We start from the raw sequence: 12,136 nt of genomic DNA on the forward strand, positions 1-12,136 counted from the left end.
TCCTCCTCAAGAGTTTTGCTTCGAGCGAAGCGGTTAGCGGGCAGCTTTCGCCATCCGTTTTTCGAGGCCACTTCCGGCATGGGAGAGCGGCCAGCAAATGATGAAGTAGATTGCTCCCACGATCCCGAATACGAGCAGCGGTCGATAGGTCTGGTTTGAAATGATCTGGCCGGCGCGAGTGAGTTCAATGAAGCCGACGATTGCTGCGAGCGACGTGCCCTTGATGAGCTGGACGAGGAAGCCGATCGTGGCCGGCATCGAGATTTTCAGGGCCTGCGGGAGGATGACGTCTTTCATCCGCGAGACATAATGCAGACCGAGGGCGTTGGCGGCTTCCGTCTGGCCCTTCGGCACAGCCTCGATGGAGCCGCGCCAGATCTCTCCCAGGAAAGCACTGGCATGGAGCGTGAAGGCGATTGCGACCGCGATCCACGCGTTGACCTCGATGCCCAACAGCGCCACGCCGTAATAGACAACGAAGAGCTGCATCAGAAGGGGCGTGCCCTGGAAGATGCCGATATATCCTGCGGTGATCGTCCGGGCGGGCTTTTTCTGCGAGGTGCGCAGCAGCGCGATCAGGAGTCCGAATATCCCCCCACCGATGAAGCCCACGATCGCGAGCAGCACGGTCCACTTCAAACCCTGCATCAAAAAGAAGAATTCATTTTCGCCGATGGGACCCATGGCTGCCTCCTATCGTGTCGGGTAGTTGAAGTAGCGGCGGGAAACGAGGGCAAAGAGGCCCATCATCAGCGTCGAAATAACCAGGTAGATAGCGGTCACCGTGAAATAGACTTCGAAGCTGCGGAAGGTGTCTGACTCGATTCGCTGAGCTGCCGAGGTCAGCTCGTAGGCGGCGATTGACGTGCAGACAGACGTTGTCAGTGTCAGCATGATGAACTGGCTTGTGAGCGAGGGATAAATCGCCCGCAGCGCCGGCTTGAGCACGACGAGCCGGAAGACGTCCGCCTTGTGCAGTCCGAGGGCGAAGCCAGCCTCGATCTGGCCACGCGACACGCTCTCGACCCCACCTCGGATGATTTCGATCGCGTACGCGCCACCGTTGATGCCGAGAGCAATTATGGCCGTGACGGTCGGATTGAGGCGGATGCCCATGAGAGGAAGGGCAAAATAGATGAAGAAGATCTGCACCAGGAATGGCGTATTACGCACGACCTCGACGAACACGATAACGAGAGTGCGCGTGATGTCGCTCTTTGAAGTCCTGGCAACGACACCCAAGATTCCGATGACGAGTGCGAGAAGCATCCCGGCCAGCGAAAGGCCGAGCGTCCCAAACGAAGCCCATAGCAATTCCGGGGCGCGGTCGAGGACCGCACCGAAATCAAACGTATAAGTCATGTATGACTTCCTCCTCCCGATCGGCTCGCGCCGCGTCGGCGCCGGATCAATGATCCGGTTTCAAAATCCCCAGTGCGCTGTCATGCAGATGTTTCAGATGTGCCTGCGGGTCCACCGGCCCGGCGATCGGCACTTCAACCGAGATAGCGGCGCTATGCTTGGCTGCGGTCCAAAGCTCCATCAACGGCAGTTCGCCTTCGCCGGGAGCGAGCCTGCCACTTCTCGCCTCGGCGATCATTGCGTCCGATGTTTTGGGAGCAGGCCCGCGGACGTCGCAAAGCTGGACGTGTTTTACCTTCCCTAAATTTGCGCGGAACTCGTCGATCGAGGCGCCGTTTCGGAAGAAGTGAATCCCGTCAACGAGGGCACCAGCGTTCTCTGCTCCACAGGAATTCACGACCGCAACACTGTCGCCAAAGGTTCTTACCGTCCGCCAGCCCATGTTTTCGATGTCGACTGACATGCCATATCGCGCCGCGAGGGCGCAAAACTCAGAGAGGTTTGTGGCAAGACGGCCGCCGTCTCGATCATCACCGCAAACACTCAGCCGGCGCGCCCCTATGTTCGCAGCGGCTGCCACGGTCGCCTCATGGGAGGCCGCAACAAAGTTGTCGTCGATCACGAAGAACTCGATATCGAACACCTTGATGCCTTCGCTATCGGCAACTGTCTTGAACTCCTGGACCCTCTGGCTGCCCACCGGCAACTCGTAGAAAGGGGCTCCGGGAAAGGCAGGGTGCAGACGCAGACCTATCGACGCAAAACCCGCCCGAGCAGCCATCACGGCGAATTCCTTGGGCGGCAGCGCGATGGATGAAAAATGCGCCACGCCCAGTTCAAGGCTCGGTCCTGGCGTCGCGATGGTCATCACGAGATCCCCTTTGTCGCGAGGTGATCGCGCAGATTGGTTCCCGTGCGGTGGATATGCTGACACAACATATCGCACGAGTAGTCCATATCCCGCGCGACGGCTCCCTGAGCAATCTCACTGTGCTCCTGGCTGACGTTGCGGTCACCCGACGTGCGGGTCAGAAACACCCGGCGATAACGGTCGTTGAGATTAAGAAGCAATCTGCAGAAATGGAGCAGGATCGGCTTCCCGCAGCCAGATATAAGTGTCAGATGAAATTCGCGGTGGAGCTCTTCCCAGCGCTCCAGTGTCTCTGGCCGAGCCGCGTCGCGCTCGGTGCGGTTAAGGCGATGCAGCGCGCGCATGACGTTACCCTCCCACTCCACATCGCCGAGCCGCATGGACTCGCGAAGCGCAAAGACTTCAAACTCTTCGCGCAGGGTGGTGATCTCTTCCAGATTGGCCAAGGAAATTGGTGAAACGCGATAGCCGCGATTGTCCTCGAACTCCACCAGGCCGTCCGATATCAGCCGCGCCAACCCTTCACGCAGCGGACTGAGGCTTACGTTGAACGTCTTGCGCGCCTTGTCGAGATTGATCTTGCTGCCGGCCTGAAGCTCGCCGGAGATGATCGCCTCACGAAGGCGGGATGCAAGCTGGCTCCCGATCGTGTTTTTGCCGTCGTCAAGAAAGCCAGAAGACGATGGAGCATCTTCTGTCGTCGGAGCAAATGCGCCGTCGTCATCCGCTATCATTGTTCGTCCTAAGGCTCCCCGTGCTAATTGTCGATGATCGATACAATAACCGATTATTCGTGTCAACTTGAGAGCACTGAAATCTGCGAATAAGTGGAGCATAGCCCTTTTTCGACTAATTAAATTTAACAAAATCAATTGATTGTACGCAGAGAGCCTGTTTCATTTGGCTAACTGACGCCGCGATGATGCACCGTGGCCTTGACAAATAATCGATTATTTTGATAGTCGGGAAACCGGGAGGTGATCCACATGGTGATCAAAACTGAAAGCGATCTGACGCCAGCCGTCCTCGCTGTGATGAATCGCACTGAAGACCCTCGCCTGCGAGAAATCCTCGTGGCCATGGTCAAGCATCTTCATGCCTTCGTGCGCGAGGTTCGACTGACGGAGGTCGAGTTTCGGGAGGCGACAGCCATACTGAATGAGATCGGGAAGCTGCATGCTGATCACCACAACGAGTTTGTGCTGATGGCCGGTTCTCTTGGCGTATCTTCACTTGTCTGCCTGCTGAACAATGGCGACAAGGGACAGACTGAGACCTCCCAGTCGTTGTTGGGCCCATTCTGGCGCCTCAACTCTCCGCGAGTCGAAAATGGCGAGTCGATCATCCGATCCGAGACGCCGGGCACTCCCTTGTTCGTGCATGCCAAGGTCGTTGACCGCGACGGTAGGCCAATTGCCGGCGCCGAAGTGGATGTGTGGCATGCATCTCCCGTCGGTCTTTATGAAAACCAGGACCCGGACCAGGCCGAGATGAACTTGCGCGGCAAATTCATGACCGACAAGCAAGGTCGGTTCTGGTTCAGGACCGTCAAGATGGTCGGCTATCCGATACCGGTCGATGGCGTCGTCGGACGCCTGCTGAAAGCTCAGGGACGCCATCCGTACCGACCAGCGCACCTGCACGCACTGATCTTCAAGCACGGATACAAGACGCTGATTTCCCAGGTCTTCGATCCCAGCGACCCGAACATCGACTCCGATGTTCAGTTCGGTGTCACGGCAGCGCTGACCGGCAACTTCATTCGTCATGAGGAGCCCCATCCGACCGAAGCGGATATTCCTGGTCCGTGGTTCTCGCTCGACTACACCTATGTCATGGAGCCCGGCGAAGCCGTTTTGCCGCGTCCCCCGATCAAATAAATCACGATCAGCAGAGCAAACGATATGATCACCGAAGAAGAACGCCGGGCCGCGGCAGACGCGCTGCTCAAAGCTGAAATCGAGCGCAAGCCGATCATACAGCCTAGCGAGACCTACCCGAACCTCGAACTCGAGGACGCCTACCGAATTCAGGCTTTGTGGGCGGAGGCGAGGGTCGCCAAGGGCGCACGGATCGTCGGGCATAAGATTGGCCTGACGTCACGTGCAATGCAGATGGCTTCAAAGATGACGGAGCCGGACTACGGCTGCATTCTTGACGATGCGCTTTACAACGACGGAGCGCAGATCAGGGCTGACTTGTTTATCAAGCCGCGCCTGGAGGTCGAGCTGGCCTTTGTTATGGGGGAGGATCTCGTCGGGCCCGGCACCAGGATCTATGACGTCCTGCGTGCGACCGAGTTCGTTGTCCCGGCGCTCGAGATTATCGACTACCGGACCGAAGTCCCCCGAGCTATCACCGACACCATTGCGGACAACGCGGCTTTCGGCGCCATCGTCGTTGGCGGCCGTATATTTCGCCCGATGGACATTGACATCCGCTGGGTCGGAGCGACTCTTTCCAAGAACGGCATCATCGAGGAGTCGGGCGTGTCGGCGGCGATCATGGGACATCCGGCCGCCGGCATCGCGTGGCTGGTCAACAAACTTCATGCTGTGGGCGGTGGCCTGAAGAAGGGACAAATAGTCCTGGCCGGATCCTTCACGCGTCCTGTCGATATCGCGAAAGGTGATGTCATTCAGGCCGACTACGGCCCTGTTGGCGCCCTCGGCGTGTCGTTCGTGTGAGGTGCTGGATGGAACATCCTATCAATCGTTTCAAGCGGAAGCTTCTTGCTGGTCAAAGTCAGATCGGCCTGTGGTGTGGCTTGCCGGGGAGCTACGCCGCGGAAATCGTCGCACCTTCAGGTTTCGATTGGCTCCTGTTCGACACGGAACATTCTCCGGGTGACGTTCTGACCGTCCTGCCGCAATTGCAAGCGGTCGCACCATACGACGTTTCCCCAGTCGTCCGCCCGGCCATCAATGACCCCGTTCTCATCAAGCGTTTCCTGGATATCGGCGTTCAGACACTGCTCATTCCCTACGTTCAGAACGCGGACGAGGCGAAAGCCGCAGTCGCGGCGGTGCGATATCCTCCGGATGGAATTCGTGGTGTTTCTGCCCTGACGCGCGCCACTCGTTTCGGCCGAGTTGCGAACTATGCACAAAATGCGGAACGGGAAGTTTGCCTGTTGCTGCAAGTTGAGACGCGGGAAGCGCTTGGCAACCTCGAGTCGATTTCCTCGGTAGAGGGAGTGGATGGGGTATTCATAGGACCGGCAGACCTGGCAGCGAGTTTCGGACACAGGGGCCAACCGAGCCACCCGGAGGTGGTCGATGCAATTGTCGACGCGATTGAACGCCTGAAAGCGTTGGGCAAGCCTGCGGGCATTCTTACCCCGGATGAGACTTTCGCGGCACGGTGCATCTCGCTCGGAACACTATTTACTGCCGTTGGTGTCGATGTCGCTGTTCTGGCAAGGGGATCGGAAGCACTCGCGGCGCGATTTGCGTCGCACGGAGCGTACCGCGATGCCGGAACGTGATGAACTCCTCACTGAAATCGCACCGACGGGAGTCATCAGAGCGGCGGTCAACATGTCGAATGCCGCACTTGTCCAACTCGATCCAGTGACAGGCGTTCTAACAGGGCCGAGCGCGCAGATCGCGATCGCACTTGCGGCAGAACTCGACTGCAGTTTGTCGCTGGTTCGATACGGATCGGCCGCTGACATTCTTGCGGCTGCCGAAGACAAAGAGTGGGACGTTGCATTCATTGCGTCCGATCCCTCACGTGCCGACAGGTTCTCCTTCTCGCCACCCTATACCACGGTGACCGCCAGCTTTCTGGTGCCAGACAGTAGCCCGCTAGGCAACGTCGAGCATGTCGACGTCAAAGGGGTACGCATTGCCGCCGCCAGAACCGCTGCGTATACAAAGCAGCTTGAGCGACAGGTTAGAAATGCAATCCTACTCCATACCGAAAATCCCGCCTCCGCCCTGGACATGCTTGTATCCTCGCAGTGCGATGCGGCTGCGGGCTTGACCGAGTCCCTGTCACGTTTCTGCGAAGAGAATCCAGGTTTCCGCGTTGTTGAGGGGACATTCTCGAAAGTGCCTCAAGCGATCGCTGTGCATCGGAGGTGCGTTCACGCTTCAACCTTTCTGTCGGACTTCATCCAACAGCATTGCAGTGCGGGTAAGTCGGGCAATTGAAGCAGTTGGCGGGACATGCGAGGGAGCCAGGTCGAGGGGACGCGACACGTTAACCCCCGAATAGCCAATTGGAATCCTCTTCTCTCTCAAGCGTTCCGACTCGGAAGTTCATGTTCGTTGAGCTTCTGGGTACGATGTCGAGCAACTCTTATTCATAATCATGACATGGGCGAAGACTGGACAGTGGAAACGGGGCGAGACGCCATGGCGCTTGTGCGGATGCTCAAATCGGTGCTCATGGAACATGGCGTAGAGCATTCCGGACAGATCGAGCAGTATCACCTCTCTTCGACAGAGGCCCTGCCTCTCTGTTTTTCAATCTGCGCACACCGCTCACGTAGAGCGTCGGTCACGACACGGGTCATACTCTGCCCAGTCGAATGGGCGATCGCCTGGGCGAGGCGATGGGCTGCGGATCTTCGAAGAGCGGACATGCGGGTGGGCGCGGACATCGTCGTGACCTGATCCTGAGTGGGCTTTCGGAACGACCGCGTCGAACGGCTGGGAGCCTGACAGAGCAGTCATTGCGTGGAGCTACACCTCGGCTGCGTCCACATGAGCCGCGGCCAACTCGATCTCAACTAAGATCGCTCTGAGCAGCGGCTCAAAGTTCTTTCTTGCCTTCTGTCTCCCTGCTATCGTGGAAGTGAGGAGACGGCGCCATGAGCGAGACCCGAAAGCTGGCTGCAATCCTGGCCGCGGACGTGGTTGGGTACAGCCGGCTTGCCGGCGCCGACGAGGACCGCATCCTGGCGAGGTTGCGGGCACTGCGCAGCGACCTCATCGATCCGACGATCGCCGTGCACCATGGCCGGGTGGTGAAGCGAACCGGCGATGGTGCGCTGGTCGAGTTCCGCAGCGTGGTGGACGCCGTGCGCTGCGCCATTGAGGTGCAGAACGGTATGGTGGAGCGCAATGACGGCGTGCCGCAGGACCGTCGCATCGAATTCCGGATCGGTATCCATTTGGGCGACGTCGTCGAGGAAAGCGACGGCGATCTGATGGGCGACGGCGTCAACATCGCCTCGCGATTGGAGGGCGTCGCCGCGGCGGGCGCGATCTGCCTGTCCGAGGATGCCTATCGCCAAGTCAAGGCGAGGCTCGACCTCTCGGTCAGCGATCTCGGCAACACGCAACTCAAGAACATCGCCGAGCCGATCCGGGTCTATTCACTGCAAGTCGGCAGCGCCGGGACCAAAGCAGCCGGGAGCTCGGAAACGCCGACGAGCCAACCGGCGACGGCGGTGTCACCGAAGCTGTCGATCGCCGTCCTGCCGTTCGCCAACATGAGCGGTGACGCTGAACAGGACTACTTTGCCGACGGCATCTCGGAAGACATCATTACGGCGCTATCGAAGCTGTCGCAGCTCTTCGTCATCGCCCGCAATTCGTCGTTCACTTTCAAGGGCAAGAACGTCCATGTGCAGGAGGTGGGCACGAAGCTCGGCGTGCGGCATGTACTTGAGGGCAGCGTACGCAAATCGGGCAACAGGGTACGCATCACCGCGCAGCTCATCGACGCGACCACCGGCGGGCATCTATGGGCGGAGCGGTTTGATCGCGAGCTCACCGACATATTCGCGGTTCAGGACGATGTCACACAGCAGATTGTCGACGCACTGGCGGTCAACCTGACAGAGGGCGATCGGAAAAGACTGGCGCCGGGGCAGACCCGGCACCCCGAGGCGTATGACTGCTTCTTGCGCGGCCGGGAGCTGTGGCACCGGCTGACGAAGCAAACGAACAGCGACGCTCGCGACCTTTTGCAACGTGCCGTCGAACTGGACCCGAACTTCGCCTCAGCGCACGCCTTCCTCGCCCTTACCCACGGGCTCGACTACCTGAACCGGTGGAGCGCGTCGCCGCAGCGCTCTATCGAGCAAGCCGAAGAGGCTGCGACGCTGGCGGTAGCGCGGGATGATAGCGATCCCGTTGCACACTGGGCACTGAGTGTGGTCAAGCTTTACTCGCGACAGCACGATAGAGCCATCAGCGAGGCCGAGCGTGCGATAGTCCTCAATCCGAACTTCGCCGAAGGGCAGGTTAGCCTCGGCGAGGCACTAATCTATTCAGGCAGATCCGAGGAGGCACTCGCCTATTTCGATCGGGCGAGGGTCCTGAACCCGTACTTTCCGGATGTCGTTCTCCACTTTCAGGCTTTGGCCTTGTTTCAACTGCGAAGGTACGAAGAGGCCGTCGAACTGTTGCTGCAGCGCGTGAGCCGCAACCGCTTCACCGATGTCTCGCGCGCGCTTCTGGCCGCCTGCTACGGCCACCTCGGCCGTTTCGAAGAGGCTCGCGCGACGTGGCAAGAGGTGCTGCGCGTCAATCCCGACTATTCATTGGAATACCGTCGCAAAGTCCTGCCCTTCAAGAACCCCGCCGATTTCGAGCTCGTCTTGGAGGGACTACGCAATGCCGGGGTCGTACAATGACGGGTGAATATGTCCGATCTTGAACCTGTTGCCGCCGTTTGCACAGAGGATGAGCAATAGCCAGTGCGGGCGTGATCGACAGCAAGGTCTGCTTTCAGGAAGCTGCGAAGCCGCCCTCTACGGCCGACATGCGGGCGCTTCCCGGCCGAAGCTCGTTGGCCCGGTGAAAGGCAGCTTTCGCGGCGTAGCCGCCCGAAACCTGCCATTCCGTTTCCCACCCCGAACTGGCCGATCCGCAACCGCCCACATCTCGACATTCAAGGACCTATGCCGTTTGCCGGAAGCTGCCGTTCGAGCAGCGAGCGAGTGCGACAGGCCGGTACCTGCCTTCGGGGTTCGGGACGAAGCAGCAACAAGCGGACACTTCGCTGACGGACCGGAGCGGAAGTTCCTCTGCGATTCTTTACGAACTGGCGCCCCTAGCGAATTCGGGCGCAGTGTCGGTCAGGCGGCGGGATGGCCGCCACGTTGACCAATACGACCGTAGCCTGGGCTTGTTCTGGTAGACGGCAGGTCCGCCGGCCGTATCGCTGTCGCCGAAGGCCTAGCAAGACCGCGATCGAAGCGGGGGTCGTGGTGTATTTGATCGGCGCTGACAAATAGAAAGAGGTGAAATATTGGAATACATTGCCCTTTACAGCAGGTGGGGACGAAATATGACTGTAGGCTTCGATCGCGCGATTCAGCGAGATTCGACCGCCCTGACAAGACGATGACTGGGGGATGGCTGTGCGGGACAGATTTCGCGAGGCCGTCGAGTGTGCGCTAAAGGATGGCTTTGCCGCAATGCCATTCAGATCAGAGGCAGGCAGCTCCGCCAACGCGGTCATTGCGACCTGTTTGCCATGCGCGCGATGCGCGAAATGAACGTGACCAAGCAGGATTAGCTGCCTTCACACCTTAGTCGAAAAGCAAGAGAGGGGCTGGATGGCGACGCACCGGCCTTCTTCCAAGGACTTTCGAAATTGAGCCGAGCGCCCCATGGGGGGCTCGTGCTATAGTGCGTGCCTTAAAACTGGAAGAAAGGTACGAGTCCGTGGGCCAGCCCCAGGTGGAACGCAGACTGGCAGCTATTCTGGCTGCCGACGTCGTGGGCTTCAGTCGGCTGATGGGAGTCGATGAAGCCGGAACGGCGCGTGCGCTGCGGGGCCACCGCGAAGCCATCTCGCCGATTATCACAGACCACGGCGGTCGGATTGTAAAGACCATAGGCGACGGCGTGCTACTGGAGTTCCCCTCGGTCGTCGCGGCCGTCGCGTGCGCAGCGGCCATCCAGAAGTTAATGGCGGAGCGAAATGCGGTGGCACCCGCCGATCAACGGATGCTGTTCCGCATCGGAATCAATCTCGGCGACGTCCTGATCGAGGGCGATGACATTCTGGGAGACGGTGTCAACGTGGCGACCCGGCTTGAGGAGATTTCCGAGGCCGGCGGAATCTGCATCTCCGAAGACGTATACCGACAGATCGATGGCAAGGTCGATATTAGTTTTGCCGATATGGGCTTGCACCACCTTAAGAATATCGCGCGCCCGCTGAGGACCTTCCGAGCGCACCTCGAGCAGATCATCCCGTTGCGGGCGCCTGAACCCGCGTTACCGGACCGGCCATCGATCGCAGTACTGCCGTTTGGGAACATGAGCAGCGATCCAGCACAGGACTATTTTGGCGACGGCATCGTCGAAGAGGTTATCATCGGGCTGTCGCGCATTCGCTGGCTCTTCGTTATCGCCCGCAATTCCAGCTTCACGTACAAGGGGCGCGCTGTCGACGTGAAGCAGGTCGGGCGCGAATTAGGCGTGCGCTACGTGCTGGAAGGCAGCGTGCGCAGGGCGGCCAATCGAGTGCGCATATCTGCCGAGCTTGTTGAGGCCACGACGGGCGTACATATTTGGGCGGATCGCTTTGAAGGGGAACTGGAAGACATTTTCGAACTGCAGGACCGAGTAACCTCGAGCGTGGTCGGCGCCATCGGACCGAAGCTCGAGCAGGCTGAGATCAAGCGGGCCAAGCACAAGCCTACCGAGAACCTCGACGCTTACGATTACTTCCTGCGGGGCTTGGCAGCCTTGCATTGCTGGAGCCGAGAAACCAACAATGAGGCTCTGCGGCTCTTTTACCGCGCCATCGAACTCGATCCGGAATTTGCTGCGGCTTACGGCATGGCGGCGCGCTGCTATTCTCAGCGGAAGGCAAGTGGTTGGATGGTCGATCACGTGCAGGAGGCTGCCGAAACCGAGCGGCTGGCCCGGCATGCAGCGGCCCTGGGCAAGGATGATGCGGTGGCGCTCTGCACCGCTGGAATCGCCTTCGCGTATGTTCTTGGCGCACACGATTATGGCGCAGACTTATTGCAACGTGCTCTTGGGCTCAATCCCAATTTGGCCTCAGCATGGCTGTTCAGCGGGTGGGCCAGGATTTGGCTTGGCGAACCGGAGGGGGCAATCGATCATCTCACGCGGGCCATGCGGCTGAACCCACAAGACCCCCAGATTTGTAATGCGCAAGCCGCAATGGCCGCCGCCTACTTCTTTGCTGGCCAATACGCGGATGCGTCATCATGGGCGCACGCGGCCATTCGTGAGCAGCCGGTCCACTTCATCGCAACCTGCGTCGCTGCAGCAAGCCACGCACTGGCTGGACAAGCTCCAGAGGCTACGGAGGCGATGACACGATTGCGTCAGCTTGATCCCGATTTCCGCCTCTCCAGCCTCAACGATTTCTTCCCGATCCGGCGACCGGAAGACGCCGCACGATGGGCCGATGGTTTGCGAAACGCAGGCCTGCCACCGTGACGACTCATTTCGCTATGCGAGAAACCTGACCGTAATTCGACGATGTCGCGGTCATGCCGGCGGGTAGGGCTGTGAGGAGTGTCGCTTTGTTTTTAAATGTAAGACTCGTTGGCCAATGATTTCAATTGATTGCCGTGCCACTTAATTTGGGATTTAGCAGTTAATGTGAGATTTTGACTTGGCTTTTGGGAGATTCAGGCGATCGAGATAATCGATGGTGCCTTGGCAAATTGACGCATTTCCTGATGAAGTCGATGAAGCGCTTTGAGATGAAGCGTGCAAACGCGCAGACGGCATTCGGGAATTCCTGAAGCATCGAACTGGTCCGATGACCGCCGCAGACGTGAAACAACTTACAACTGAGCTCGACGTCAGCCGATCAACGGGTTTACCGCCTTATCAAACTGTTTCGATCAGCTGGGACGATCACCTCTCTAGTCGACCGTAAACGCGACCGGCCTGATCATCCGCGTTACCCTTAGCAAATACTACCTGACGCGAAACCGTCCGACAGTTT

Annotated in this window: 11 protein-coding genes; 6 read left to right on the forward strand and 5 right to left on the reverse strand. The window is 59.0% G+C overall.

From position 1 onward, the window contains the following. Positions 1-33: 33 nt before the first annotated feature. The 4 genes from EV130_RS09430 to EV130_RS09445 are packed head-to-tail and all read right to left on the reverse strand — an operon-like array spanning position 34 to position 2,967. Entirely contained in the window at positions 34-684 is a 651-nt protein-coding gene (locus EV130_RS09430) for an amino acid ABC transporter permease (RefSeq protein ID WP_074060326.1), read from the reverse strand. Between the two features lie 9 nt (positions 685-693). Next, complete coding sequence (locus EV130_RS09435; protein ID WP_074060325.1) at positions 694-1,362, reverse strand: amino acid ABC transporter permease; 669 nt, start codon at positions 1,360-1,362, stop codon at positions 694-696. 46 nt (positions 1,363-1,408) lie between these two features. Continuing rightward, on the reverse strand, positions 1,409-2,230 hold the full coding sequence (locus EV130_RS09440) for a sugar phosphate isomerase/epimerase family protein (RefSeq protein ID WP_132551979.1): 822 nt from the start codon (positions 2,228-2,230) through the stop codon (positions 1,409-1,411). Continuing rightward, a complete protein-coding gene (locus EV130_RS09445) occupies positions 2,230-2,967 on the reverse strand; it encodes a GntR family transcriptional regulator (protein WP_132552068.1) in 738 nt (245 codons plus the stop codon). The genes EV130_RS09440 and EV130_RS09445 overlap by 1 nt, the downstream gene beginning before the upstream one ends. A gap of 252 nt (positions 2,968-3,219) precedes the next feature. On the opposite strand from EV130_RS09445, the gene EV130_RS09450 reads away from it, so the two are divergent. The 4 genes from EV130_RS09450 to EV130_RS09465 are packed head-to-tail and all read left to right on the forward strand — an operon-like array spanning position 3,220 to position 6,390. Continuing rightward, the gene (locus tag EV130_RS09450; protein WP_074060322.1) at positions 3,220-4,113 is read left to right on the forward strand and encodes an intradiol ring-cleavage dioxygenase; all 894 of its coding nucleotides are present in this window, start codon (positions 3,220-3,222) and stop codon (positions 4,111-4,113) included. Positions 4,114-4,137: 24 nt separating this feature from the next. Beyond that, positions 4,138-4,920 (forward strand): fumarylacetoacetate hydrolase family protein, encoded by a 783-nt coding sequence (locus EV130_RS09455; protein ID WP_074060321.1) that lies wholly within the window; start codon positions 4,138-4,140, stop codon positions 4,918-4,920. An 8-nt stretch (positions 4,921-4,928) separates the two neighbouring features. Beyond that, positions 4,929-5,720: a 4-hydroxy-2-oxoheptanedioate aldolase gene (hpaI, locus tag EV130_RS09460; RefSeq protein WP_074060320.1), complete on the forward strand. Its 792-nt coding sequence runs from the start codon at positions 4,929-4,931 to the stop codon at positions 5,718-5,720. Then, entirely contained in the window at positions 5,707-6,390 is a 684-nt protein-coding gene (locus EV130_RS09465) for a transporter substrate-binding domain-containing protein (RefSeq protein WP_074060319.1), read from the forward strand. Before hpaI ends, EV130_RS09465 begins: the two co-directional genes overlap by 14 nt. Positions 6,391-6,668: 278 nt before the next feature. Here the strand turns inward: EV130_RS09465 and EV130_RS33855 are convergent, their stop codons facing one another. Beyond that, complete coding sequence (locus EV130_RS33855) at positions 6,669-6,842, reverse strand: type II toxin-antitoxin system VapB family antitoxin (protein WP_342635835.1); 174 nt, start codon at positions 6,840-6,842, stop codon at positions 6,669-6,671. Positions 6,843-7,052: 210 nt separating this feature from the next. On the opposite strand from EV130_RS33855, the gene EV130_RS09475 reads away from it, so the two are divergent. Continuing rightward, complete coding sequence (locus EV130_RS09475) at positions 7,053-8,825, forward strand: adenylate/guanylate cyclase domain-containing protein (protein ID WP_074060318.1); 1,773 nt, start codon at positions 7,053-7,055, stop codon at positions 8,823-8,825. 1,036 nt (positions 8,826-9,861) lie between these two features. Beyond that, positions 9,862-11,619 carry an adenylate/guanylate cyclase domain-containing protein gene (locus tag EV130_RS09480; RefSeq protein ID WP_281031893.1) on the forward strand — a complete coding sequence of 586 codons (1,758 nt, stop codon included), beginning with the start codon at positions 9,862-9,864 and terminating at the stop codon, positions 11,617-11,619. The last annotated feature ends 517 nt before the right edge of the window (positions 11,620-12,136 follow it).

This window comes from Rhizobium azibense (assembly GCF_004342325.1).
Classification (GTDB): Bacteria; Pseudomonadota; Alphaproteobacteria; order Rhizobiales; family Rhizobiaceae; genus Rhizobium; species Rhizobium etli_B.

Coding starts and splice junctions, on each gene's coding strand:
- hpaI (WP_074060320.1), top strand. CDS start 4,929: ATGGAACATCCTATCAATCGTTTCAAGCGGAAGCTTCTTGCTGGTCAA.
- EV130_RS09440 (WP_132551979.1), bottom strand. CDS start 2,230: ATGACCATCGCGACGCCAGGACCGAGCCTTGAACTGGGCGTGGCGCAT.
- EV130_RS33855 (WP_342635835.1), bottom strand. CDS start 6,842: ATGTCCGCGCCCACCCGCATGTCCGCTCTTCGAAGATCCGCAGCCCAT.
- EV130_RS09435 (WP_074060325.1), bottom strand. CDS start 1,362: ATGACTTATACGTTTGATTTCGGTGCGGTCCTCGACCGCGCCCCGGAA.
- EV130_RS09445 (WP_132552068.1), bottom strand. CDS start 2,967: ATGATAGCGGATGACGACGGCGCATTTGCTCCGACGACAGAAGATGCT.
- EV130_RS09475 (WP_074060318.1), top strand. CDS start 7,053: ATGAGCGAGACCCGAAAGCTGGCTGCAATCCTGGCCGCGGACGTGGTT.
- EV130_RS09450 (WP_074060322.1), top strand. CDS start 3,220: ATGGTGATCAAAACTGAAAGCGATCTGACGCCAGCCGTCCTCGCTGTG.
- EV130_RS09430 (WP_074060326.1), bottom strand. CDS start 684: ATGGGTCCCATCGGCGAAAATGAATTCTTCTTTTTGATGCAGGGTTTG.
- EV130_RS09455 (WP_074060321.1), top strand. CDS start 4,138: ATGATCACCGAAGAAGAACGCCGGGCCGCGGCAGACGCGCTGCTCAAA.
- EV130_RS09465 (WP_074060319.1), top strand. CDS start 5,707: ATGCCGGAACGTGATGAACTCCTCACTGAAATCGCACCGACGGGAGTC.